Origin of the sequence: Paenibacillus lemnae, assembly GCF_012933385.1 — a bacterium.
Taxonomy (GTDB): domain Bacteria; phylum Bacillota; class Bacilli; order Paenibacillales; family Paenibacillaceae; genus Paenibacillus_AQ; species Paenibacillus_AQ lemnae.
This window is the reverse complement of the sequence record NZ_JABBPN010000006.1, coordinates 100,093-125,145: the sequence shown is the minus strand read 5'-3', so window position 1 is coordinate 125,145 and position 25,053 is coordinate 100,093. Positions and strand designations below refer to the sequence as shown.

Sequence of the window (25,053 nt, the reverse complement as noted above, 5' to 3'; positions counted from 1 at the left end):
GAAGTGGTTACAAAAATGTGATATATTTGTAACCATTACAGCAAGGAGGCATCCAGATGAATCTGAAAACATGGTCCAAAAGTAAAGTGTTAAAATGGTTTACAGCCGCTGCGATGACATTCAGTATGACTTCAGCAGCAATTCCGGCAGCGGAGGCAGCATCCGTACATACGACGAAACAAGGTGACACCTTTTACCTGCTCTCCAAGAAATACAGTGTCCCTTTGAACTCTCTCATGAACGCAAATCCGGGCATTCAGGCTCTAAACATATATCCCGGCCTTAAAGTCAATATACCAGGCGGGAATACTGCCAGCAGCTTCATTCCCAGCTTGCATGTCTTTCCGGAACAAAACGTTGTAAAAGCTTGGGGCAAAACTTTTCAATACAGCAAGACAATGTCGGTGAAAGCTACAGCTTATTCTTCAGCTGCAAGTGAAAACGGCGGATGGGGAGCGGTCGATTACTTCGGAAACCCCCTTAAGCTCGGTACGATCGCCGTTGATCCTAAAGTGATTCCGCTGGGTACTAAGGTACTCGTAACAGGACACAGGCATCCAAGTCTGCCCAAGAAAGCATTCGTGGCTGTCGCTAGAGATATCGGAGGCGCTATCAAGGAAAACCGTGTCGATATTTTTATTCCAGGATCTCCTAAATCCGTGAGTGCTTTCGGATATCAGAATGTGAAATTATATATGATTAAATAATTTGTAAAGACGGCTCTTAGCGGCCGCCTTTTTTCTTATATAGCGTGCCCAATATGCTGATATCTTAGGATAAATAGACCGCTTTGTCAGCGCTTGCTGGAGTTTACTATTTTCACGCAGGTGGGAAAAGTAAATTACATTAGTTGGTAATTATATGTTTAATATTTCTATAATTAGGGGAAAGGTACATAGAGGTAAAGTCTTCCAAACATTGGCTGATTCCTCGGTATCCTGCAGGAAAGGAGGTCACTTCATGAAAAGCTTTAGTCGGTACACGGTACTGTTTACCATTGTGCTGGTAGCGTCGTTATCATTTGGAGCTATGGCATCGGCGGACTTCACTTACTGGTTTAATGACGGTTCAAGCACATGGGCGCAGTTGTATTACACGAATGATCAGGGCGCTTGGGCATTGCCGATCTATCAAAATTCCTTCGGTGATGTATTCAATTTGAGCGATGTGCAAGAAATTCAAGTTGTGTATTTGAACCGATAATAACCCCAAGGCGGTGAACGCGGATGAACACACTGAAAAAGCGGCTCATAACCGTATTTACGTTTGTGATGATCCTGAGCTTTGCCATGGTTGGCTCAGCAAGTGCTCAAGCAGGATCTTCCGGCGGATGGTCCTATTGGTTTTATGATGGATCCGGCTGCTGCTCAATGCTCTACCATGCACCGGGTGACGGCAGTGCGCACATTTTTACCGGACTGTATCAAGATTCTAACGGTGAAATTTTCTATTATGCAATTCAATAATCAGATTATCAAAAAAAGCTGCCGCGATCCCGGCAGCCTTTTTACATAAGATGAAATTTATATAGTCTTAACGCAGCTGTAAAAGCTCAGGAAGCGTGACGAATGAGTATCCCTTGCTTCTCAGGTCATGGATCACTTCGGGCAGCGCCTGAAGGGTGCCAGAGAGATCAGAGCCTTTTCCACCGCCAGCATGCTGAAGAACGATCGCTCCCGGACCTGCAGCGGACAAAATATTCTCTTTAATCTGCTCTTTATTCAGGCCTTTCCAATCCAGAGAGTCGACGTTCCAGTTAACAACCTTATATTGATGCTTGCGAGCCCATAGAAGCTGTTCTTCTGTGATATCACCATAGGGCGGACGAATAAGCGTGGGAGTTTCGCCCGTAATCTTCTGGATAATCATGTTCGTTTTTTTAATCTGTGACTGAAATTCAGGCAGGCTTAACAAGCCAAACTGTGCATGATTGTAAGAATGATTGCCGATGGTGTGGCCCTCAAACTTCATTCTTTTAACGAGAGAAGGATGTTTTTTTGCGCGGCTGCCAACTACAAAAAACGTTGCTTTCACGTTCTCTTTTTTTAAAATATCGAGTACCTGAGGCGTGAATCTCGGATCTGGAACATCATCAAAAGTTAACGCGATCTGCCGATTAGCCGGTCCCTTGGCACGGAACGTATCAGGATACTTCTTCAGCAGCTGGCTTAATGTTAGCCGGTCTGAGGATTCTTGTCCTAGTCTGTCTGAGGCATCCGAAAAGCCTTGTACAGTAGTGCAGGGAAGGGTGAATAGTAAAATACATATCAAACCTATTTTGATCCAAGGGGCGTAGAGATGGTTCAAGTTCATCGGCTCCTTTATCTTTTTATTGGTATGCCCTGGAGTCGTTCAAAATATGCTTGAATCTTCCAAGTGGGCTGCTGTAAGCTTCTTTTTTGGATAGGCAGGCCATAAGGTGTATAATGATGTTGCAATATATTTAAGCAGGAAGGAATGAATCCGTTTGGCTGATTTATTTACACCATACAGTTTTAAGAATCTTACATTGAAGAACCGGATTGTAATGCCGCCGATGTGTCAGTACTCGGTTCAGGCCGAAGACGGTAATCCCAATGATTGGCATTATGTGCATTATGTAAGCCGTGCCGTTGGAGGCACAGGCCTCATTATTATAGAAATGACTGCCATTGAGCCCGATGGACGCATATCGGATCAAGATACAGGCATTTGGAGCGACGAACATATCCCCGCATACCGCAAAATTGTGGACAGTGTTCACTCCTATGGCACCAAAATAGGAATCCAGCTCGGCCATGCCGGCCGCAAGGCTCAGGACGCAGAACCGCCGATGGCACCTTCATGCATCCCGTTCAGCTCGCAGTACGGTATGCCTCGTGCTTTGAGCACGGATGAGGTGGAAGAGAAGATCCAGTTATACCGTGAAGGAGCAAGACGTGCGGTAGAAGCGGGATTTGATACGGTTGAAATCCACGGAGCACATGGATATCTCATTCACCAGTTTCATTCTCCGCTGACGAACCAGAGGAAGGACGAGTACGGTAAAGATTATGCTTTATTCGGTGAAAAAGTGGTGCAGGCTGTAAAAGAGGTTTTGCCGGAAGGGATGCCCATCATTATGCGCGTCTCTGCGAAAGAATATGTTGAGGACGGATATGGTATCGACTATATTGCTTCAATATGCGAGCGCTATAAACATGCGGGCGTGGATATTTTTCATATTACATCAGGCGGAGAAGGACCGGTTGGGTCGGACGGAGGTCCAAAAGCGGTTCCCGCATACCAAGTGGATCTTGCCGATGAATTTAAGAAGAAGCTGCATACACCGGTGATTGCTGTCGGTCTGCTGGATGAATTCGAAGTGGCTCAGAATGTGATTCTGGAAGGTAAAGCGGATTTGGTCGCTGTAGGCCGCGGAATGCTGAAAGATCCTTACTGGGCACTGCATGCTTCTGAAGCGCTTCAGGGAGAACAGAAAGTACCTAAAGCCTATGAAAGAGGATTTCCGCGCAAAAACAAGTGATGTATTAAAAATCATGAAACCTCTTCTAAGACTGCTGCGTATTGAATAAGCATGTGAACCATATTAAGTATCCGGGAGGCAATATAACATGTCTATTTTCAAAAGATTGCGTGATTTGACCATGTCCAACATCAATGCCATGATCGACAAAGCAGAAGATCCAATCAAGTTAACAGATCAATATATCCGCGATATGAGCGAAGATCTGGAAGATGCCGAGAAAGCGGTCGCTGCCCAGATTGCCATTGAAAAACGGTTTAAAGCTTTGTTCGAAGAACAATCGGCGTTGGTTGAGAAACGCACACAGCAGGCGCATATGGCTGCACAGGCACAGAATGTAGATCTCGCACGCCGCGCTCTTGAAGAGAAGAAGACGGCTGAAGCGAAAAGAGACGAGTATAAAATCAGTTTTGACCAGAACAAAGCAGCCGCTGATAACCTGCGTTCCAAGCTGGATGAAATGCGCAAGCAGCTTACCGCAATGAAGAACAAGCGGGAAACATTGTTGGCACGTTACAATGCCGCAAAAGCACAGACTGAAATTAATAAAGCGATGAACGGATTCAGCTCGGATTCCGCATCTTCAGGATTAAAGCGTATGGAAGAAAAAATGCTGCAGATGGAAGCCCGTGCTGAAGCCGGCAACGAGCTAAACGCCAAAGAAAAATCGCTGGATGAGGAATTCGAAAGCCTCGGCAAAAACAGCGCTGTCGAGGACGAACTGGCTGCCCTGATGAAGCAGTACGACAATAAGAATTAATCCGGCCGGTTTCTGAATGGAACAGCCGGATCCAGGCGAAGGAGAAATACCGCATGATGGTAATTTCTCCTTCGTTTTTCCATGGAATGATATGTTGAATGTGGAGGTAAAGTATGACTTTTGATATGATTTTAGGAATTCTGGTGTGGACCGGTGTTGGGGCGCTGCTGCTGTTTGTGTTAATGTACGTGGACTCGCTCTTTACCAAGTATAAAGATCTTGAAGAAGTGAAAAAAGGCAACATGGCTGTAACTGCCAGATTGATCATGAAGCTGTTCGCACAAGGATATATCCTTTCCATTTCGATCAAGACATCACCTGATTTGATAGAAGCGATTGTAGTATCTGTCATTTCATTTGTTATTTTATTTATTCTGGAGAGACTGGCAGAGTGGATGCTGAAACTGCTCGGTAATATTAATCTGGATCTGGGCACACAGCAGGGCAAAACAGGCTACGGTTTATTTGCAGGTACGCTTCACATTGTCGGTGCATTAATCATCACAGCTTGTTTGTAATTTGCAGCGTACGTAAAGGAGACACGTTATATGAGTGTATGGAAGAGAATCGGGAATTTGTTTGCCAAACCGGAACCGCCAAAACGTGAGAAGACGATGCTTGAACTGGCTCCTGGTGATATATGCGAAGTATCGCTCGTCACTTACGAGGTGACAGGACGGGTTCATAATCGAGGACGGAATGCGGTGGTGCTAACCCTTCAAGACGGGAGTAATATTGCCTATCTTCATATTGAGGAACGAGAGACGCTGCAATTTTCGTTGTACACGCCGATCGACGGCAGACTGGACACTCCTGATGAAGTGCCAAGTATCCTCGAGCTGGATGATGGGGTATACCATCTGGAAGAGGAGTATGGCGGCATGGTCATGATCACCGGCAGGACGCCATTTACACAAAACGGGGAACAGCATGTGTGGCAGTATCAGTCCGATGATTACAGACTGGTTCGCATTGAATGGCAGAACGGGCGGTTTATGCTCTATGAAGGAGAGAAAGTGATACCTGGAGATGTCAGAGTCATCCGGGCAACCTAGGAGTGGTAATATGAAAAAACGCTCTATGCTATCCATTAAATTAATTTTAATTCTGAGCTTCCTGGTTTCATTATTAAGCGGCTGCGGAGCTCCTAACGTAAAATCAAGCTATCCCCTGGAGTCTGTGCAGCGGGATGGCAGTGCCACTTCTTATGTCTATCGGGCAGCGGATAAAACGGTACCTGATGTGGCCCGGGAGTTGACCGAGGATACGGCGCCTGATGATATATCCAAGGAAGACAATGAGCGGATGTTCCTCGTCTACGGGAACGATATCTATCATGTGCAGCAGGATCCGAACGAGCCTCAGGATACATTGATTGAGATTGATTCCAAGGAATATGTGAGACAGAATTACGATTCCAGCTTTTTGCAGGGCTATTTGACAGCAGTGCTGATCGGCAATCTGTTTGATTCCTTAGATGGACGGAAATATGGAGGCGGATACCGGGGTTATACGAGCCGGGATGTGTACAAACCGAAAACAGGCACATATCGGGCACCGACCGCCGATGACAAAAAAGTCGCACCGCCTTTGACGCAGGACCGCAGCGGAAAGATTACAAGGCGCGGACAAGATACGGTGGGGTCAGGCGGTAATATTTTTAAACGCAACCCGTCTCAGGACAGCAGTAAAGGAACGATTAAGCGCGGGGAGAGCGGAAAGAGCGGAGGTATTTTCTCTTCGCCAAAACGCTCCTATACCAAACCCAAAACAAGGTTTGGGGGATCTGGAAAGATTGGTCGAAGAGGGCGAAGGTGATTGAATGAAAGCATGGACCATGGTCCATGCTTTTTTTTTATTACTTTAAATTTACAAATTTAACAATGGGCATGACACCTGCTTAACAATTCAATATTATGCTTGTACTGTAAATCATATTGGATGAGGGGTGGACAACTTGAATAAAACGATGGATCGCAAAACATTTCTTTCTTACCTTGGAACAGGAACCGCTGCACTGGCTGCCGCATCTGCGGGCTTGGGAATGCTGGAAGGGAAAGCGTCCGCAATGTCCGGCACCGCCGATCATTTATTCGGGTTCAAGACCAACCGGGTCAGCGGATATTTTAATCCAATAGAACCTGCCGATGCCGACCAGCTTGTTCTGCCTAAGAACTTCAAGTATGATGTGGTCGCAGCTTATGGGGATGTCATTAACTCGGCAGGCGAGACGTTTGGTTCCGGCAGTGATTATAATGCATTTTTTCCGCTGAAGGGATCTAATGTACGGGGATTGCTCCTCAACAATCATGAATATTCCACGATTTTCTCAATCGGTCCGGTGAAGGATGACAAAATGACTGCTGATCAAATTCAGAAAAATTTGTACGATCAAGGGATGTCTGTCATTGAGGTGTATCGTGATGAGCAGGGCGTTTGGAAAATGGACACCCGGTCCGCGTATGCAAGAAGAATTAATGGTTTTACTACATTTGCCCTGACCGGTCCTGCCAAAGGAATTCCTGCTTTAAAAGGTGCGACAAGTGTACAGGGAACGTTTGCGAACTGTTCCGGAGGAGTCACGCTTTGGAATACAGTATTGTCTTGTGAAGAGAACTTTGAAGGTACGGCTGAAGCTTCTCGTCTGCCGGATACACACTATGGCTGGGTTGTGGAAGTCGATCCGTTTGATAAAGCTTACCTGAAGAAACACACGGCACTGGGCCGGTTCAACCATGAGAATACTGCGATGGGTCTCGCTAAGGATGGCCGTGTCGTCGTATACATGGGAGATGATAGAAAAGACGCCTGTGTTTATAAATTTATTAGCAGAAACAAATACGACAAAAGCAAAGGCCGCGGAAATTCCGCCCTGCTTGAAGATGGAACACTGTATGTAGCGAATTTGAAGAACGGAAAGTGGATCCCTGTTACGGTGGACGAAGTCAACAAGGCCGCAGACAAAGATCCTAAAGCAAAAGGGAAATTCAAATCCCAAGGTGATGTTGTGACTTACTGCCAGGAGGCAGCCAAGATTGTTGGTGGAACGCCGACAGACCGTCCTGAAGATATTGAAATTTCACCGTTTGATCATACCGTATTTATCTGCCATACAAACAATGATAGCCATGGCAATATTCACGGACATATTACACGGATTTTCGAAGCCGGGAACGATCTGGCTGCGCTGGAATTCGATTTCGAAATCTTCGCTGCCGGAGGCAGACAATCTGGTTTTAGCTCGCCGGACAATCTGGCTTTTGATTCCAATGGGGATCTTTGGGTGGTGACGGATATTTCAAGCAGCAGTCAGAATAAAGGCGTTCATAAATCTTTTAAAAACAACGGATTGTTTGTCATTCCAACAAGCGGACCGGATCAAGGGAAAGCTCTCCAATTTGCTTCAGGGCCGGTAGAATCCGAACTGACAGGGCCTTACTTTACTCCAGATGAACAGACATTGTTCCTTTCGGTACAGCACCCAGGAGAAAACACAGAAGATTTGAGCAAGCCAACCAGCACATGGCCCCACCGAAAAGGTGAAAATAGAGCCAGATGCGGCGTGGTTGCCATCAGCGGCTTTAAGCTGGAGTAGTTAAACGACCCGATCTGTCATAAGCCGCACGAAAGGAGATGAGTAATATGCCATTTGGAAATATCGGAATTGGCGGATTGATTTTAATTTTAATCATTGCCCTCATTATTTTTGGACCATCCAAGCTGCCGGAGCTGGGCCGGGCGTTTGGGCGGACATTGAGTGAGTTTAAAGTAGCTACACGCGGATTGGTGAACGGGGATGAAGAGGAGAATCCGAAGGATGCTGCGACGTCTGCTTCAACGGTCTCTAAACCGAAAAGCTGATCCCAATGCACAGAGTGCAGTCCAGCACCTGGAGGAATTGAGAAGAAGGCTGATTACCATCTTCACTGCATTTATCGTTTCCATGGCGGCAGCTCTTTTAGGAGTAGAGCATATTTATAATTGGCTGGTTCGGAATCTGGATCAGAAGCTTGTTCTGCTGGGACCGTCAGATGTGATCTGGGTGTACATGGTGTTATCCGGTGTAGTCGGTGTTATCATTACGCTGCCGATCGCAGCCTATCAAATCTGGAAGTTTGTGCAGCCAGCCGTGCCTGATGCAAGCAGCAGATCTGTCCGGCTGGTCATTCCGCTGATCAGCATCCAGTTTATACTGGGAATCAGCTTCGGGTACTTTGTTCTGTTCCCAATGGTTCTCGAATTCATGGAGCGTATGGCTGACCGCGGGTTTGAGACGATGTACACGGCGCAGAAGTATTTTGCCTTCCTGGTACATATGACCGTTCCCTTCGGTGTGCTGTTTGAAATGCCGGTGGTCATTGTCTTCTTGACTAAACTGGGCATTCTGAATCCGGAAAGGCTGGCAAAATCCCGCAAAATGGCTTACTTTCTGCTCTGTATCATTGCAGTCACCATCACTCCCCCTGACATCATGTCCGATTTGATCGTGATTGTTCCTCTCTTCTTACTGTACGAGCTGAGCATAGGCATCTCCAAAGCCGTATATACGAAGCACCTCCGGCTAACCCAAGCCGGTAATGGCTAGAGACCTTGCCCAAGGTCTCTTTTTTATATAGTCAAAAAGGAAAGAGAGTTTGCGCTCACCCCCAGAAGAAGATATAACTGTAGTAAGAGTAGAAAACAGGGAGGCGGAAGTCACTTGGGTACAAAATACGATACAGAGAAATTCAAACGCAAAGCACTTCAGGTTCCCGCTGCCCAGGAACTGATTTTAAATCAGGTGACATCAGGGGAGATCGAAACGATAGTATCAGTAGATAGTCATGAGCGTATCATAGCTGAGGCTATTACAGCCCCTCACCCATACCCGGCATTTCGAAGATCAGGCATGGATGGATATGCTATAGTGGCTATTGATACGTTGAATACCGACGACGGTATTGTCTGGCTGAAGGTGATCGATGAGGTTCCTTGTGGGACAGTGTCTTCCAAAATCATTAGCAGCGGAACAGCAGCTCGAATTATGACTGGGGCCCAGGTGCCAGAAGGTGCAGATGCTGTGGTTATGCTGGAAGCGACGGAGCAGCGAAATGAAAACGGGGTAAGCTGGGTCGGTATAAAAGTACCGGCAAGGAGCGGGCAGAATATTACGCCGGTTGGCTTTGAAATTACAGAAGGTGACACTCTGCTTAGAAGCGGTCATAAGATTGGGCCAGGGGAACTTTCTGTTCTGGCTACTTTCGGAGTGCATCAGATTCAGGTGTACCGTAAACCAGTGGTTGGCATTTTCTCGACCGGTTCAGAGCTGCTGGACATTACAGATCCGCTGGAACCAGGTAAAATCCGCAACAGCAACACATATATGCTGGCATCCCAGATCCGCGAAGCAGGCGGTGAACCGGTTGTGATGGAAGCGATACCGGATGACATTGAGCTTGCACGGAGCAAAGTCGAGGAAGCATTGCAGCGTTATGATCTGGTGGTCACGACTGGAGGGGTGTCTGTCGGAGACTATGATATTATGGGTGACCTGGTTCGCTGCGGTTCCATGGACATGCTGTTTAATAAAGTGGCCATGAGACCGGGAAGTGTTACTACTGCGGCGGTGAAGGATAGACGGCTGCTCTTTGCTCTTTCAGGCAATCCCGGAGCATGTTATGTCGGTTTTTTACTGTTTGTGAGACCGGCAATACGCAAAATATTAGGTATAGATAAGGATCAGCTGCTGCTCCCAAGGTGGACGGCAGAGCTCGGCAGAGCATACACCAAGGTAAACAATTTCACCCGGTTTGTGAGAGGAACTTTAAAGGTAACGGATGGTAAAGTGGTAGCGTACCCTGCACAACTGGATGAATCCAGTGTGATGGTTACGATCAAGGACAGCTCTTGTCTTATCATTATACCTCCAGAATTAAAAGGGGCGGCCGAAGGAACCAAGGTGGACGTCATCCTGCTGCCTGGAGCACTAGCATGAATGCGAAGCAGATCTGGCAGATTACCGGGTATAAGAACAGCGGCAAAACCACGTTGATTACCGCGCTGCTGCCTATGTTCAAGGGAGAGGGGAAACTGGTGGGCGTTATCAAGCATGATGCCCATGATTTTGTAATGGATCATCCAGGCAGTGATACGTTTCGCTTCACGGAATCCGGAGCAGATCTTACCATCATCACCTCGGCCCATCGCACGGCTGTACTCAAGCCGAAGCCAATGAGTTTGGATGATATCTTGGCGGAAACCGGCCCTCTGGACTGGACTCTGGTAGAAGGCTTTAAGCAGGAGAAATACCCCAAGCTGCTGATGCTTCGGGATTTCGATGATACCGTATTGTATGATGAACTGATCACTATTAGAGCCGTAATCCTTCATCCGGACATGCTGAAAAAACCGGAACGGCTTCATGCCTGGAAGGTAGAAGTAGGCATTACGGTTCCCGTTTTCAGCAGAGACGAAACTTCAGAGATTTTTCATTACATGGTTGATAATGCTTAGGACTCAGCTCGTGGATTCATTTCTGCGCTCAATAGCCTGGGACATGGTCTTATCTGTCAGATGAGCATATACTTCAGTTGTTTCTGTAGAAGCATGTCCGAGCTGCTCTTTGGTTTTGTAGATATCATTTTGGAGATAATAGTCGGTGGCGAACGAATGTCTCAGTTTATGTACAGTTAGAAACGGTTTGCCGAAACGTTTGGCATATTTAATGATCATGGCCTGAATAGCGCGTTTCGTCATACGCGTGCCTTCTTTTTGTCCGTTGCGGATAGCGACGAAAAGCGCCTTTTCCCGTTTGGGCACATGATAGCGTGACTGCCTCAGGTTGATGTAATGCTCCAAATCATCTTTTGCCTGATTGCGGAAATATACAGGAGTCTTGAAGGTCTCATCATTATTACCTTTACGGAACACATGCAGCATTTTGTTCGGGAGATCCAGGTCATCAATGTTGAGATTTACGACTTCAGACACCCGAAGCCCGGAATTAAGGATCAGGCTTGCGATACAAGCATCCCGTTCTTTATTCAGACCATGTGCATACAGCGCCTGTTTATTGTTCGCCACGTCCTCAGCATACCCTTCGTGAATGAAGGAAATAAACTCGATGAGTTCTTCTTCTTCAAGAATTTTACCCTTCAGCTTGGCGGCAGTGTCTTTGGGTTTATGTATTCTTTTGTTCTCGATTTTGGCCATAATATTACGTTTCAGCAGAGGATAAAAGTTTTCATCTTCCGCAATCTGACTTAAATAATGAAAGAGCGAGCGCAGTGATGACAGCTTCCGGGATACGGTGATCCGTGAGTTGGTTCCTTCGCGCCGGGTTGTCAGATACAGACGATATCCGGTTACACTCTCCATGCGCAGGGTTTCTAGTTCTTCCAATAAAATATGGCCATTATCTTCACTTTGTGAAAGCCCTTCTGCACGCAGCCAGTTGAAAAATGTTTCATAATCTCTTACATATTCCAGCAGCGTGGAAGGGGAAAGGTCAGGCAGCTTGTAATCAATAAACTGCTGCACGTACCAGGGCATCATCGGAATTTTCTCATCCAGCTTTGCTCGGTCGATGCCTTTTTGAATATTCATGTGGATGTGAGCTCCTTTCCATGGGTAGAACAGGTGTTTCTTCTTGTTTATCATATCAGACTTTATGCTGTCCTGCGAAGGGTTGGCATCATCCATATTGGGAAAGGAGAAAGTTATGGCGACGATACCCCAAACACAATGCAGGCTGAGCCTGGTTCCTGCCAGGCAAAAGCATATTATTCATAATCTCATGCAGTTTTATTTTTATGACTTCACCCAATTCCTTGACTTTGATGTCAATATGAATGGCGAGTTCGACCCTTATCCGGACCTGGATGAATATTGGATACACCGGGAGGAAAGGTTCCCGTTTCTCATTATCTGTGAGAACTTGCCAGCCGGCTTTGCTCTGGTTGAGCGTATGCCGAACTCCAAGGAGGCAGACTATTATTTAACCGAGTTTTTCGTGATGAAAAAATATCGAAGAAGTGGTCTCGGGACATGGGCTGCGTACGAGGTGTTCGACCGGCTGCAGGGAAGCTGGAAAGTGACGCAAGTCAGCACCAACCAGCCTGCCCAGTCCTTTTGGCGTAAAATTATTCATGCCTATACAGATGGGGATTATCTTGAAAGAACCGACCCCAGCAGCGGTAATCCGTCGCAGTATTTTCAGAGCCGCTAGAATAGAACATATGATTGAAAATACATCTTAAGGAGTGTGCTGCATGTATTTACCGGAATTTAAACTGGAAGGGCAGAAAGCGCTCGTAACCGGGGCAGGGCGGGGGATTGGCCGCGCAATCGCGATTGGTTTGGCTGAAGCGGGCTGTGATGTGGGACTGATCTCGAGAACGAAGCAGGACCTGGAGGAAACCGCTGGACTTATACATAAGCTTCAAAAAGGTAAAGCATTTGTTCTACAGGCGGATTTGAACCAATCCGAAGAGCTAACGGGTGTCATTCATGAATTTAACGAGAGGGCAGGGGGACTGAATCTTCTTGTCAACAATGCGGGGATGAATATCCGTTCCAAAGCGCTGGATGTGACGGATACAGAGTGGGAGCAGATTATGCAGACGAATTTAAAGTCTGCTTTTGTCGCATCTCAAGCGGCGGCGGCAGTCATGAAAGAGCAGGGCGGAGGCAGTATCATCAATGTATCCTCTGTTGCCGGGCATACGGCACTGCGTACAGGTGTTGTGTATGGGGCTTCTAAAGCTGCATTAAGCCATATGACCCGTGTGCTGGCGTTGGAATGGGCAGAATTAGGGATTCGTGTGAATAGTGTGGGTCCGTGGTATTTCAGAACCCCGCTGACCGAAACCCTATTGAATAATGAAGAATATCTTCAGGATATTTTGGATCGCACACCAATGAAACGGGTCGGGGATCTTAAGGAGATTGTAGGGCCTGTTGTCTTCCTGGCATCCGAGGCTGCCAGCTATGTGACAGGGCAGACCCTGCTTGTGGACGGCGGAATGAGCATCTACGGTTTTTAAATTTAGCGCTTTCATTATGATAGAGCAGGGTAATGTATAGAAGCGCTTATTACGAAGGAGAGTGAGAATGATGGAAACAAGAGCATTTGGCAAAACCGGTATGCAGGTTAGTGTGTTGGGATTTGGTGGAGCGGAAATTGGCCAGTCCGATCAAGGTACGGTAGATCGTCTGCTGCATTCTGCGATGGATGCGGGACTGAATATGATCGATACCGCGGAGTGCTACGGCAACAGTGAGGAACTGATCGGCAAATCGCTGAAAGGCCGACGCGATGATGTATATTTGTTCACGAAATGCGGTCATGCAGCAGGTATTGACGGTCCGGATTGGGATCCGTTGGTGCTGGAACAAACGATTGACCGCAGCTTAAAGCGGCTCCAGGTCGATCATGTGGATGTGATTCATCTTCACAGCTGCTCTGAAGAAGTGCTGCGTCAGGGCAGTGTGATTGATGTGCTGCAGCGGGCGAAAAAAGCAGGGAAGACGCGTTTTATCGGCTACAGCGGTGATGCAAGCGATGCCTTGTATGCTGTAAATACCGGAGTGTTTGACAGCTTTGAAACCTCGGTGAGTATCGCAGATCAGCAGGCTATTGAATTAACCATTCCTGAAGCGGTGAAACGTGAAATAGGGATTATCGCCAAGCGTCCGGTTGCGAATGTAGCCTGGAAACACGAAACAATGAGCGATGATAATTATGCCTATCCGTACTGGGTCAGATTGGGTGAACTTCAGTATGATTTTCTGAGCGACGTGCAGGAAGGGGTTAAACAGGCATTAAAGTTTACCCTTAGCATTCCTGGAGTAGCGACAGCGATCGTGGGAACAGCCAATCCTGACCGCTGGAAACAGAACGCCGCCATGCTGGCAGACGGATCGACGCTGAACAGCGAAGCTTTTGAGGCCATTCGGACCCGGTGGAAAGAGATCGCGGGTCAGGATTGGATCGGGAAGATTTAAGTGATTCTTTTATAAAAAGTTGATAAGATCTGGCCATATTGTGGTCAGGTCTTTGTTTGATTTAGTGAATTGAATATGAATCACTATAAGTTACAAAAAATATGTTATGTAAACTTATTTGATTATTTGATTAAGAATAAGTATATTTGTTGGATTATATTATAAAAAAACAACATGTGAAAAATTCACAATAGTTTATAATAAAATCGTTCTTCCTTGATCTTCTTAATACATAATCGAACTATTCCTCACTCTATCAACAACAATCAAGAAAAAGGAACTACCGATCCTGAAATAACCGAAAAGTAGATCTAGAAATAGCAATATGAAGAAAGCGAAACAAACAGCAAAAAACCGAGATGCTGTAACGGCTCTAACGGACATACAGTCCGTTAGAGCCGAAAATACAGGGGTCTTCAGTTTCTAACGGACATGGAGTCCGTTAGAGTTGGCCTTTAAGACACTCGTCAGTCAAAAAGCTCTTCTGGAGGTGAACTTTAGCGGAGGTGACCCGTGATTCTGGAGAGATGGCAGCGGTCGTAAAATCACTTGCCACCGCAGCCACCCAGGAGGGGTCTTCATAAGTTCATCCTATAAGCTTAAATATTTTATTGATCCTGTATTATGTCTCGTAAATAATCTGCCCGGTTAAAGATAAATCGTATCCTGAGATGGCTTGCAGTTCATTTTTAAAACTACTGGATCTTAAAATTTGCAAAACGGAATCCTGCCATTCAAGATTATTGCTGTTCTTCAGCAGTACCAGATCATACCGCTCCTGAATCAAAGGAATAAAGTCTACGTTGGTTACAATTGAAGCTGCTTTTTCAATGCCAACTCCGATATCAGCTTCACCAGAAGCTACTTTACCTGCTACGCCTAAATGATTGGTTTCCTCATTCTCATAACCGCTCAGGTCTTTCGAGCTGATTCCATGCAGACGCAGCTGTTCATCCAGCAGCACCCTGGCTCCAGAACCTTTTTCCCGATTGATTAATCTCAGACTAGGTCGCCTTAAATCTTCCCATGATTGAATGAGGTGTGGATTTCCTTGCTGCACGTATAATCCAGCTCGGCGAGATAGCAGGTTAACAACCAGGTAAGAAGAACTCACAAGAATTTTCCGTATGTAAGAAAGATTATATTCACCAGTGTCCCCGTCCAGCAGATGGGTGCTGACAATGTCCGATTCACCACGGTACATGGAGATCAAACTGTCCAGACTGCCGACATGAGCGCGTAGAGGGCGGACTCCGGTAATATGTTTTTCCATATGTTTAGCCAAAATATCCAAACTGATATCCTGTCCCGTAATGACGATAGGACGAATACCGGCTGTTGGAGGAGAGGAGAGTTGCGCAGGCAGCTGGTCCTTGGTCAGAAGCTTGTTATTCGTCATGAGACCTTTGGCTTTTTGCTTGTACGCTTCCAGATCAGCCGCATCGACTCTCATCTGTTTACCTACACGATAAGAGGGCAGTTCCCCTTTTTTGAGAAGATCGTACACTGTAAGCTTGGACACTTTGAGCAATTTTGCAATTTCTTCTGTGGTATAGGATACCTCGTTCGACATCGATATCATCGCCTCGATCAAGAAATAGTAGTAGTTTCTGTAATCATACCATATTGCGTTATACTGACTGAATTAAGATTTACAAAACACGATTAAGTTATATATAATCATAACTAATTATAACTAGATATAAATACATACGCTTGAGGAGTGGTTTGGTGATTGGAGTGGTGAAAAGAGGGTGGCACTATTTTGTTTTGTTTATATTCATGGTTTTCATGATATCAGGATGCAGCAGTGGGGGAGACTCAGCAGCTGACGGGACAGATTCAGCATCAGAGGAATCGGTGGATCAAGTAACTCTAATTGTGTCAGCTGCAGCAAGTTTAACAGATGCCTTAAATGAGGTTGAGGCAATCTTCGGTAAAGAACATCCGGAAGTGACGCTTAAATTCAATTACGGTGCTTCGGGTGCGCTGCAGAAACAGATACAGGAAGGTGCGCCTGCAGACCTGTTTTTATCTGCATCCCCACAATATATGAACCTGCTTATCGAACAGGGACTCGTTAAAGAAAATCAGCAGAAAACACTGCTAGCTAACACACTAGTAGTAGTTAGGGCGCCAGATAAGGGTGCTCTCACCAAGCTTCAAGACTTAAATCAAGATGATGTAAAACACGTGACGATCGGAATCCCTGAAAGTGTGCCTGCCGGCAGTTATGCCAAGGAAGTTCTAACCGAGGAAGGGCTTTGGACTCCATTACAGGACAAGTTGGTTCAGGCTAAAGATGTAAGACAGGTACTGCAGTATGTTGAAACCGGAAATGCTGATGTAGGGTTTGTGTATAAGACAGATGCTTTGACTTCAGATCAAGTTGAAATCGTATTTGAGCCAGCTCCAGAATCCTATTCATCTATCGAATATCCTGTGGGAGTGGTGGAGGCTTCGAAACATAAAATTGAAGCGGAGATGTTATTGGGATTTCTGCAATCAGAGCAAGCCGTGAATATTTTTAAAAAATACGGCTTTTCCGAGCCTGAACAATGATGACAGGTATTCAATGGGACGCTTATTGGGCACCGGTCCGTCTTTCCCTGGAGGTCGCTTTACTGTCAAGTGTCTTGGTAATTGTTATCGGACTGATTGCTTCATGGTGTATGACACGCAGGAAGAAATTTAAAGGCAAGCTTGTGCTGGAAACCTTATTTCTTCTTCCCTTAGTGCTGCCACCGACAGTGGTCGGCTTTCTACTTCTCAAGTTGATGGGACGGAAGAGCTGGCTTGGCCAGTGGATCGAGGCTTTGTTCTCTGCACCGATTATTTTTTCATGGTGGGCGGCCGTTGTGGCTTCAGTAGTGGTTGCCTTCCCCTTGGTCTATCAAACCTTGAAGGTCGGATTCATGTCAGTGGATCGAAATTTGGAGGATGCCGGCCGGTCGATTGGGGCTAATGAATGGCAGGTATTTCGGCATATTACACTACCACTCATTTTTCCTTCATTTATATCAGCTTGGATTCTTGGTTTTGCAAGGAGCCTAGGTGAGTTTGGCGCTACTTTGGTGATCGCTGGGAATATCCCTGGAAAGACCCAAACAGTACCTACAGCTATATATGTCGCTGTCGATTCCGGAAATATGACGATGGCCTGGATTTGGACGTATTCGATGATCTCGATTTCATTTCTATTGTTGTTTCTAACGGGATATCGCAGAGCGGAGTAGGCCTAAATGAGGGTTTCATACAATTTAGAATAACGGCGGCCTGGATTGGCGTCGTTTTTTTAGTAACACATTAAATTATTTCATCATATGAAAAATTCACAATAATGAAATTATAAAAATGTATTTTGTTACGACATCTTCATTGCATCATAACAACGTATCTTAAACAAATTAAAGTAAAAATAGACCTGAAACATAACTAACATTATGTAAACTATTAGAGGTGCCACTTGAAATAAGTAACCACAGCATACGGAGGAAACTCTGAAAACCTTTCATTGTAAAAGGTTTTCGGAGTCATTTTAAAGTCACATCTTCGCAGTACTTTTTTTCATTTCATAGATTTGTTGCAGCGTTTGGAAATGCTTCGCCTTCTCGTCATTGTCATCTGAGTGAAGATATCCCTCCACAAGTCTGTACCCGAATATGAGAAGAATCAGCTCATGGACACAATGATCCGCGACAGGGGAGACATCCGCATACTCTGAAAAGCCTTTATAATACGCCGGGACACATTGCTCATAGTATTCGACCATGTGATCAATATCCGCTTCATCCGCAATCAGGCTTGCGAGATCCTCACCCAGCCAGCCCCATCCGCATGTATCCCAATCGATGAGCACAATCTTCCCATCGGCATAAATGAGATTGGTCACCAAGAAATCGCGGTGTCATAACACTAGAGGCAGCTTTTCGATGCGGGCAAAGATCTCGTCCGAGTGCTCATCAATATCAATTAGCATCTGCCTGATGTGCTGCGGGAATGCGCATTCCTCAGAGCGGATATAATCGTAAACGAGCGGCCATGACCGGTAATGAAGATATGTATTCTTCATGAAAACCGAATGACTCAGATTGGTTAGGCGCTGCAGCACAGCAGGTTTCTCCACATACAGCTTGCCTTGATAGCGTCCTAACTCCAGCGCGGCTTGTTCAATCATATCGCTGGACAAGTCCGAACTATTAACACCATCGATATATTCCAGCCACAGCTCGTATTTATCTTCTTCCTCATTCATCTCGGAGTGGTAACATATCGGCCAGCGGAAGGCATCCGAGAACGTCGTTCCCAAGTCAGAGGCGTACAGATCATATTCCCGACGCCATGATTCCGGATCTGCGTATCGCTCCCATTTCTTTTGAGTTTTCACTACGATACGGTAGGATTTTTCCATCTGCCGTTTCGGCGGCCCCCGTTACCAGAAACACGTTTCCCACCGTTCCGCCTTGTAAGGTCTTCGTTTGGTAATCGGCGGAGATAATATTCGTTTTGAATTGTTGGCTTAATGCAGAGAATAACGCTTCACGTTTTATATTCATTTTTTCGAGTCTCCTTTTTTTTCGTTTCTCTGTTCGACAAAGCGGTCGTGTTGTTTCGGGATCTCTTATTAATCAAGTAGCTCGATTTATCCTGGACAAAGCTGTTCTCCTGCTGCTGGGAAATATACTGATTCCATCGTTCTCGCTTCAGTGAACCGTCCTCAATCGCAGTGAGAATGGCACAGTCTGGCTCGGACTGATGACGGCAATCATTAAACCGGCATTGTGAGAACCTTTGCTCCACATCGGTAAAGCCTGCGCGGATTCCTTCATCGGCATCAAAAAGCCCAAGCTCTCGCATGCCTGGCGTATCGATGACCATTGCTCCAGACAGGAGCATGAACAGCTGACGGTGCGTTGTCGTATGACGACCCCGGCTGTCGACCTTCCGGATCTCCTGGACCTTCATTACTTCCTGTTCCATTAACACATTGAGCAGAGATGATTTACCGACTCCGGACATGCCTAGAAATACGATTGTTTTACCAGGCTTCAAGTATGGATCCAATTCGTTCTTCCCCAGGCCTGTGTGACTGGAAATCGCGTGAACTGGCACATCAGGAATGCTTTGTGTGATTTCTGCGAGCGAAAGGCTATAATTTGGCGCGATATCCGCCTTGGTCAAAATGACGACCGGCTGACCACCGCTCTGCCTGGCTTGTGTAAGGTACCGCATGATGCGGGAAAAGTTGAAATCGTTGTTGAGAGAAGAAAGGATAAATACATAATCAAAATTGGCTGCAACGACCTGTTCCAGCACGGTTTTAACATAACCTGCACCATGCCCAGAGTAATCGGATCGTGAGAATTTGGAGCGGCGGGGGAGCAGCGTAACGATGAGTGAATCCCCGCTCTCATTAAAACGCAGCAAGACAAAATCACCGACACATGGAAAGTCTGCACGCATCTCAGCATTGTGATAAAATGCTCCTTTGAGTACCGCTGTTACTTCGCCGCACTCGGTCATGACTGTGAAGCGTTCACGCCGAAGCTCTGTCACTCTGCCGGGCAGTAGTCCGGAAGGAGGTGGTTCTGTTTCTGTATAACCATAGGTTTCTAATTTCATCATGGGTTATTGTTAGCTCCTTTAATGTTGTTTTTTGGACGCAAAAATGCCGCAAACAAGCAGCCTCTAAAGAAGCTGCTGTCGCGGCATCAGGACGCAAAAAAGATACGACCTTCATCGTATCCTGCAAACAGCAATATTCACGAAAGGTTACTGTGGATGACATACCAAATAATACGGGCTTATACCCGTCGACTCCTGATATGCCTGCTATTCTGTTTTAAGACTGAACCACCTTATAAATATATATAGCTGCCATAGAAAACATCTCCCTTCGTGTCAGGAACTTGCTTATCGCTAAGCTGTTTCTAAAATATCCTATTTTGTTAAATAGATCAATACTTATTTGTAAAACTTATCCTTTAGAGGTAATATCTTCGTTAATGCCGTCAGCAGAGGGCATTTATCATTGCTTTCACAATCTAGAATTAATCAAAAAAACACTGCATTTATGTCAACAAAAATATGCGTATAACATAAATTATACGCTGTTTTAATTTTAAGCCATTATAATATAACAGGTACGACACTATATCACATTAATCGACTTCTTTTTTCTCTACTATAATTACATTCCAATCAACATGCAGTATGTTAAAATATAATCCGGCACTTTAAGGGGGAGGATCATGTTGAATGATGACGTCAAAGACATTTACGAAGATGAGCTGGAAGCCTTTCGGATCTGGATGAAAGATGCGGGGTATACAGGTCATACTATAAAATCGTATACCGGCGATGTTCTTGAATTTCTTGTTTCCTTGAACGGTAAAACCATTCCTCAGGTCAAAAAAATTCATGTGATGTCCTACTTGTCTTCTGTAAGAGAACGGGGGATCAGTGATGCTTCTCGAAACCGGAAGCACGCAGCTGTGACGTGTTTGTTCAAGGCTCTGATGGAACTGGAGATGGCGGTGACGAACCCAGCCGCCGGGGTGAAGAAATCCAAAACAGATCATAACAAAGCGCCTACCTTTTTAAATGAGGAAGAGTTAATCCGTTTCTTTGAACTGGTACCAGGAAAGTATCGGAAACGGAATATTGCTGTATTCCTGCTGATGGCATACATGGGATTACGTATTGGCGAGGTTCATGCCCTCAACTTATCGGATTACCATGCCTCGCACCGGTCGCTCAGTGTGTTCGGAAAAGGCCGGAAATGGCGCACACTTCCCGTACCAGAAGCTGTTGCTGTCATGCTTGAAACGGCTATAGAAGATCGTCTGCAGCCGAGAAGAGTCAAAGAAGACGCCATGTTTACATCGCAAAAAGGGCGCAGATTATCCATTCGCTGCATACAGCAGATCGCTGCCGATACGTTTGATCGTTTCCAGCAGGACATACCGGCACAGCAGCGCTTGTCTTATTCAAGTCATAAGCTCAGACATTCATTTGCGACCATGCTGCTTCGAAAAGGAGCTGATCTAAGAACGGTTCAGGAATTGCTGGGTCATTCCTCCATCCAGACGACGACGGTGTATACGCATGTAACTAACAAAGAAAAAGTGGAAGCCGTGGAGAGGCTGCATATTCAGCTTCCATCAATTCTATGATTAAAGTATACATATAATACATTATGTAAACTTAATGATTGCATCTTTTTTCACACATATCACAAAAGAGTAATGTATCCACCGGCGATACTGCAGACCGGTGGATGCAGGAAAACGTTAGATATCCAGTTTGGCAATCTCACTCTTCAGCTTATCTGCTGATTTGTGAAACAATGCTTTTTCTTCTTCGTTCAGAGGCAGGTTCAGGACTTCACGGACACCTGTGCGATCTACAATGCATGGTACTCCCAAGTAAACATCAGAGACACCGTTGTAGTCCTGCAGCAGGGTAGATACGTTGAGTACAGCTCCTTGATTCTGCAAAATCGCTGTCACAATACGATCGAGCGCCAAAGCGATGGCATAAAAGGTAGCTCCCTTGGCATTAATGATTTCATAGGCAGCATTTTTGGTACTGTCAAAAATCTTCTCTTTGTCTTCTTCATCGAGTTCTAGAGCTACGCCGGCTACGTTAGCCAAACTCCATACCGGTACTTCCGAATCGCCGTGTTCTCCAATAATGTGAGCATGAATGCTGCGCGGGTCAATTTCTTTATGCTTTCCGAGCAGGTACCGATAACGGGCGCTGTCCAGCAGCGTACCCGAGCCGATGACACGTTCTACGGGGAATCCGCTGACCTTTAAGGTAACATAGGATAAAATGTCGACCGGGTTGGTTGCGATGAGCAGAATGCCTTCTTTGTTGTATTTCGTAATGTTCTTAACAATTTCATCAAAAATAGCAGCGTTTTTCTTTAGGAGATCAATTCGAGTTTCACCCTTTTTTTGGGACGCGCCGGCGGTTACGATCATAATATCGGCACCTTCACAGTCTGAATAGTCACCTGCCCAGATTTTTACACCTCCGACAAAAGGAAGGCCGTGATTCATGTCCAGAGCTTCACCCACTGCTTTTTCATGATTCACATCGATGAGGACGATCTCGGATACTCGTTTGCGAAGCATGAGCGTATAAGCTGTTGTTGTACCTACAGCTCCAGTTCCAATGATAACCGCGCGGCTGGGCCGATAAATAGAGGTGTTCATCTTATCGTCTCCTTTAGTTTCACATTTTTTGAATTACATGACTCTGGAATACATTGGTATGTATTTACCCATAATAGTACGCTATGATGGCCATGAATGACAATGGAAAGGATACAGATATGTTTTCAATAACCTCATTGATTTTTTTTGTAGGTGCGGCCATATTACTTATTCTGGTCCCGGGTCCGGATCTTATATTTGCGGTTACCCAAGCTGTTACGTTGGGGAAGAGAGCCGGAATTCTTACAGCCATTGGCCTTAGTTTAGGGAATGTTGTCCATACACTGGCAGCAGCTCTTGGTTTGTCGCTGATCTTGAAAACTTCAGCCGTCGCATTCACGATTTTTAAAATACTGGCGGCCGTTTATTTGTTTTATTTAGCATATATGTCGTTTAAACACCGTAAAACTCCGATTCAGATGAGAAATGGTATTCCGCAAAAAGGAGTTCAGCTGCTTGCTAAAGGTTTTATTATGAATGTGTTGAATCCGAAAGTAGCCTTATTTTTTCTCACTTTTCTGCCGCAGTTTGTGAATTATTCATATGGACATGCCGCGCTGCAAATGATCATTCTCGGCTTTGTTTTTTTAATTCTTAGTGGATTGATTTTCGGGGGGATTGCCTACTTTGCTGGAACCTTCAGTCAGCGTCTCTTGAGTCAGCCGAGGTTTGGGGAATGGAGCAGCATTACAGGTGGTGTTATTTTCACAGCACTGGGCCTAAATTTACTGGTAACAAAAGTCTGAACAAACAAACAGGAAGCCCAATGGCTTCCTGTTTGTTTTCAGGACTATTCCTGATTACGGTGAGCAGCTTCATCTTTGATCTCAGCCCGGAATCCTGAGATGCTTTTCTTGCGGCGTTCGTTTTTCTCGACGATTTGTTCCTTTTCACCCTCAGAAATCTCATCACCGTATTCATACAGATAATCCTTAGCTTCACGGAAGTTGGCAATGGTGTTCTGAACCGCTTCCTGAAGATGTTCTACATTGTCACTGCGGTCATCTGGTTTTGGCATTACATTCACCTCCTGATTATAATGCTGCTCCAAACTCCAAGCTCCAAGCATAAGGAACAGCACTTCGTCAGTCTTCCATACCTCGATCCAGATTATGCACAATTATGAAAAATCCAGCCAAATTACTACAATATTGTTACGAAATGTAGGGTGATTTTTCCTGATTAACATGTAGGTTTATGATATAATGACCCGGAATATGATGTCTAGGTTATCGTGGGCATGTGGTATAGGAGGGAACAGCTGTGAACATACATAACCACTACCAACTTAGAAAACTGGCGCTGATCGGATGGATGATCCTTATGTTATCTGCTTGTACCTCGGATTCCGGAGCTGAAGTAGAACCTGTCACCCCGCCGCCATCTGCTGAAGATCATCAGCCCGTGGAAGATGGTCAAATGATTACAGTCGTAACACCGGAAACGGCCAAAAATTCACCAGAAGAAAAGAGTAAATACCAGATACAGACCCGGCTGACAGATTTCCATATGCTGAGTGAGACATCAGGCGCTGCATGGGGACTAACCGGTTCGTCTTTACGTTTGTATTTAACGGAGGATTATGGAGAAACATGGGTTGATATTTCACCTTCTTCCCGTATCCATTTCATGGACAAGCTGGTCTATGGCCGCGACCTTTTTTTCACCGATCAAGATCATGGCTGGATCGTGCGAAGCGGGAAAAACCAGACCGACACGATTCTATTAAATACAACCAATGGCGGCCGGGAATGGAAACTTTCTGCGCTTCCTAACATGGGTGAGGTTACAGCAATCGATTTTTCATCCGAACGCGGATGGATTATGACCGCAGGCAAATCTTTTTCCGGTATCCAGGAGAAAGTGCTGCACCGGACAGATAATCAAGGGTCCACCTGGAATCAAGTTATGCAAAATGTAAGTTATCCTGCCTCTAGAGTACCGGACACGGTCATACCCAGAGCAGGTGCAGTAACGGGGATGTCATTCATGAACACCGCCACCGGATTTGCAGCCGTAAGAGAGAATCAGGGGACGGTACTATATGTGACACGTGACGGCGGTAAGACCTGGTCACCCTCCAAACGTGTCTTTGACCATGCAGAAAGCACTAGCTGTCGAATCGGATCAGACAGTTCACCTGTTTTTCTCGGGAGTACACAGAAGCTATGGGTGCCTGTTCAATGTGGAGATGACAGTAAGAGCCGCTATATGGGCTTTTTCTCATTAGACAGCGGGAAGACATGGGAGAAAATTCCTTTTGAGCTCTATCCAAAAACCGGTACAGGAAATATTAAACCGTTCTTCTATCGCATGGATCAGGGCTGGAGTATTATAGATGGTATCGTTTATAAATCCAATGATATGGGAAAAACCTGGACTGCTTTTGAAAAAGACGAAGGCCTTAGTAAAAATCTGGAGCGCTATCCCATCATCTCAAAAATTCAGTTCGCCTCACCTGAGGTGGGCTGGATGCTTGTAGAAACTCAGGATGGCTCAAGATCCAGACTGCTGCTGAGTTCAGATGGTGGTGAAAGCTGGAAGGTGCGTTAATATAGAAAAACTGCGCTGCAGATCATCCA

Annotated in this window: 27 protein-coding genes and 1 pseudogene; 21 read left to right on the top strand and 7 right to left on the bottom strand. The window is 45.7% G+C overall.

The window, feature by feature from the left end; genetic code table 11:
* Positions 1–56 precede the first annotated feature (56 nt).
* The 3 genes from HII30_RS09085 to HII30_RS09075 all read left to right on the top strand — a co-directional run bounded on the left by HII30_RS09085 (position 57) and on the right by HII30_RS09075 (position 1,466).
* Complete coding sequence (locus HII30_RS09085; protein WP_211184502.1) at positions 57–707, top strand: 3D domain-containing protein; 651 nt, start codon at positions 57–59, stop codon at positions 705–707.
* A gap of 253 nt (positions 708–960) precedes the next feature.
* A complete protein-coding gene (locus HII30_RS09080; RefSeq protein WP_169504700.1) occupies positions 961–1,203 on the top strand; it encodes a hypothetical protein in 243 nt (80 codons plus the stop codon).
* Between the two features lie 23 nt (positions 1,204–1,226).
* Positions 1,227–1,466 (top strand): hypothetical protein, encoded by a 240-nt coding sequence (locus tag HII30_RS09075; RefSeq protein WP_169504699.1) that lies wholly within the window; start codon positions 1,227–1,229, stop codon positions 1,464–1,466.
* A 67-nt stretch (positions 1,467–1,533) separates the two neighbouring features.
* Here the strand turns inward: HII30_RS09075 and HII30_RS09070 are convergent, their stop codons facing one another.
* Positions 1,534–2,313, bottom strand: a complete 780-nt coding sequence (locus HII30_RS09070) for a polysaccharide deacetylase family protein (protein WP_169504698.1) — start codon at positions 2,311–2,313, stop codon at positions 1,534–1,536.
* 154 nt (positions 2,314–2,467) lie between these two features.
* On the opposite strand from HII30_RS09070, the gene HII30_RS09065 reads away from it, so the two are divergent.
* The 10 genes from HII30_RS09065 (at position 2,468) to mobB (ending at position 10,757) form a co-directional block, all read left to right on the top strand.
* Entirely contained in the window at positions 2,468–3,505 is a 1,038-nt protein-coding gene (locus HII30_RS09065) for an NADH:flavin oxidoreductase/NADH oxidase (protein WP_169504697.1), read from the top strand.
* An 88-nt stretch (positions 3,506–3,593) separates the two neighbouring features.
* Complete coding sequence (locus HII30_RS09060) at positions 3,594–4,265, top strand: PspA/IM30 family protein (RefSeq protein ID WP_169504696.1); 672 nt, start codon at positions 3,594–3,596, stop codon at positions 4,263–4,265.
* Positions 4,266–4,378: 113 nt separating this feature from the next.
* Complete coding sequence (locus HII30_RS09055) at positions 4,379–4,783, top strand: DUF350 domain-containing protein (RefSeq protein WP_169504695.1); 405 nt, start codon at positions 4,379–4,381, stop codon at positions 4,781–4,783.
* A gap of 30 nt (positions 4,784–4,813) precedes the next feature.
* Entirely contained in the window at positions 4,814–5,320 is a 507-nt protein-coding gene (locus tag HII30_RS09050) for a DUF4178 domain-containing protein (RefSeq protein WP_169504694.1), read from the top strand.
* 10 nt (positions 5,321–5,330) lie between these two features.
* Positions 5,331–6,083, top strand: coding sequence for a DUF4247 domain-containing protein (locus tag HII30_RS09045; RefSeq protein ID WP_169504693.1), 753 nt, complete (start codon positions 5,331–5,333; stop codon positions 6,081–6,083).
* Between the two features lie 151 nt (positions 6,084–6,234).
* Complete coding sequence (locus HII30_RS09040; protein WP_169504758.1) at positions 6,235–7,860, top strand: PhoX family protein; 1,626 nt, start codon at positions 6,235–6,237, stop codon at positions 7,858–7,860.
* A 47-nt stretch (positions 7,861–7,907) separates the two neighbouring features.
* Positions 7,908–8,126: a twin-arginine translocase TatA/TatE family subunit gene (gene tatA, locus HII30_RS09035; protein WP_169504692.1), complete on the top strand. Its 219-nt coding sequence runs from the start codon at positions 7,908–7,910 to the stop codon at positions 8,124–8,126.
* On the top strand, positions 8,083–8,850 hold the full coding sequence (tatC, locus tag HII30_RS09030; RefSeq protein ID WP_169504691.1) for a twin-arginine translocase subunit TatC: 768 nt from the start codon (positions 8,083–8,085) through the stop codon (positions 8,848–8,850). The genes tatA and tatC overlap by 44 nt, the downstream gene beginning before the upstream one ends.
* A gap of 114 nt (positions 8,851–8,964) precedes the next feature.
* Positions 8,965–10,239: a molybdopterin molybdotransferase MoeA gene (locus tag HII30_RS09025; RefSeq protein ID WP_169504690.1), complete on the top strand. Its 1,275-nt coding sequence runs from the start codon at positions 8,965–8,967 to the stop codon at positions 10,237–10,239.
* Positions 10,236–10,757, top strand: coding sequence for a molybdopterin-guanine dinucleotide biosynthesis protein B (gene mobB / locus HII30_RS09020; protein WP_169504689.1), 522 nt, complete (start codon positions 10,236–10,238; stop codon positions 10,755–10,757). The genes HII30_RS09025 and mobB overlap by 4 nt, the downstream gene beginning before the upstream one ends.
* A gap of 3 nt (positions 10,758–10,760) precedes the next feature.
* Here the strand turns inward: mobB and xerS are convergent, their stop codons facing one another.
* Positions 10,761–11,849 (bottom strand): tyrosine recombinase XerS, encoded by a 1,089-nt coding sequence (xerS, locus tag HII30_RS09015; RefSeq protein ID WP_169504688.1) that lies wholly within the window; start codon positions 11,847–11,849, stop codon positions 10,761–10,763.
* A gap of 115 nt (positions 11,850–11,964) precedes the next feature.
* On the opposite strand from xerS, the gene HII30_RS09010 reads away from it, so the two are divergent.
* The 3 genes from HII30_RS09010 to HII30_RS09000 all read left to right on the top strand — a co-directional run bounded on the left by HII30_RS09010 (position 11,965) and on the right by HII30_RS09000 (position 14,249).
* The gene (locus HII30_RS09010; protein ID WP_169504687.1) at positions 11,965–12,471 is read left to right on the top strand and encodes a GNAT family N-acetyltransferase; all 507 of its coding nucleotides are present in this window, start codon (positions 11,965–11,967) and stop codon (positions 12,469–12,471) included.
* Between the two features lie 43 nt (positions 12,472–12,514).
* Positions 12,515–13,288 carry an SDR family NAD(P)-dependent oxidoreductase gene (locus HII30_RS09005; RefSeq protein ID WP_169504686.1) on the top strand — a complete coding sequence of 258 codons (774 nt, stop codon included), beginning with the start codon at positions 12,515–12,517 and terminating at the stop codon, positions 13,286–13,288.
* 70 nt (positions 13,289–13,358) lie between these two features.
* Positions 13,359–14,249, top strand: a complete 891-nt coding sequence (locus HII30_RS09000; RefSeq protein WP_169504757.1) for an aldo/keto reductase — start codon at positions 13,359–13,361, stop codon at positions 14,247–14,249.
* A 622-nt stretch (positions 14,250–14,871) separates the two neighbouring features.
* Here HII30_RS09000 and HII30_RS08995 read toward each other — a convergent pair.
* Positions 14,872–15,822 carry a helix-turn-helix transcriptional regulator gene (locus HII30_RS08995; RefSeq protein WP_169504685.1) on the bottom strand — a complete coding sequence of 317 codons (951 nt, stop codon included), beginning with the start codon at positions 15,820–15,822 and terminating at the stop codon, positions 14,872–14,874.
* Positions 15,823–16,031: 209 nt separating this feature from the next.
* Between HII30_RS08995 and modA the strand changes: the two genes are divergently transcribed.
* Positions 16,032–16,811 (top strand): molybdate ABC transporter substrate-binding protein, encoded by a 780-nt coding sequence (gene modA / locus HII30_RS08990; RefSeq protein WP_169504756.1) that lies wholly within the window; start codon positions 16,032–16,034, stop codon positions 16,809–16,811.
* Positions 16,811–17,485, top strand: coding sequence for a molybdate ABC transporter permease subunit (gene modB, locus HII30_RS08985; RefSeq protein ID WP_169504755.1), 675 nt, complete (start codon positions 16,811–16,813; stop codon positions 17,483–17,485). Before modA ends, modB begins: the two co-directional genes overlap by 1 nt.
* Before the next feature lie 308 nt (positions 17,486–17,793).
* Here modB and HII30_RS08980 read toward each other — a convergent pair.
* Together HII30_RS08980 and rsgA are read right to left on the bottom strand one after the other, a co-directional pair.
* A pseudogene (locus HII30_RS08980) lies at positions 17,794–18,805 on the bottom strand (phosphotransferase).
* Positions 18,789–19,874: a ribosome small subunit-dependent GTPase A gene (gene rsgA, locus HII30_RS08975; protein WP_169504684.1), complete on the bottom strand. Its 1,086-nt coding sequence runs from the start codon at positions 19,872–19,874 to the stop codon at positions 18,789–18,791. Before rsgA ends, HII30_RS08980 begins: the two are co-directional and overlap by 17 nt.
* A gap of 626 nt (positions 19,875–20,500) precedes the next feature.
* Here rsgA and HII30_RS08970 point away from each other — a divergent pair.
* A complete protein-coding gene (locus HII30_RS08970) occupies positions 20,501–21,424 on the top strand; it encodes a tyrosine-type recombinase/integrase (protein WP_169504683.1) in 924 nt (307 codons plus the stop codon).
* Between the two features lie 117 nt (positions 21,425–21,541).
* On the opposite strand, the gene HII30_RS08965 is transcribed toward HII30_RS08970, so the two are convergent.
* Positions 21,542–22,471 (bottom strand): L-lactate dehydrogenase, encoded by a 930-nt coding sequence (locus HII30_RS08965; RefSeq protein ID WP_169504682.1) that lies wholly within the window; start codon positions 22,469–22,471, stop codon positions 21,542–21,544.
* A gap of 137 nt (positions 22,472–22,608) precedes the next feature.
* On the opposite strand from HII30_RS08965, the gene HII30_RS08960 reads away from it, so the two are divergent.
* Complete coding sequence (locus tag HII30_RS08960) at positions 22,609–23,217, top strand: LysE family translocator (protein WP_246246211.1); 609 nt, start codon at positions 22,609–22,611, stop codon at positions 23,215–23,217.
* Between the two features lie 44 nt (positions 23,218–23,261).
* On the opposite strand, the gene tlp is transcribed toward HII30_RS08960, so the two are convergent.
* Positions 23,262–23,489: a small acid-soluble spore protein Tlp gene (tlp, locus tag HII30_RS08955; RefSeq protein WP_169504680.1), complete on the bottom strand. Its 228-nt coding sequence runs from the start codon at positions 23,487–23,489 to the stop codon at positions 23,262–23,264.
* Positions 23,490–23,734: 245 nt separating this feature from the next.
* Here tlp and HII30_RS08950 point away from each other — a divergent pair, with 245 nt between their 5' ends.
* Entirely contained in the window at positions 23,735–25,024 is a 1,290-nt protein-coding gene (locus HII30_RS08950) for a YCF48-related protein (protein ID WP_343045086.1), read from the top strand.
* Positions 25,025–25,053: the final 29 nt, after the last annotated feature.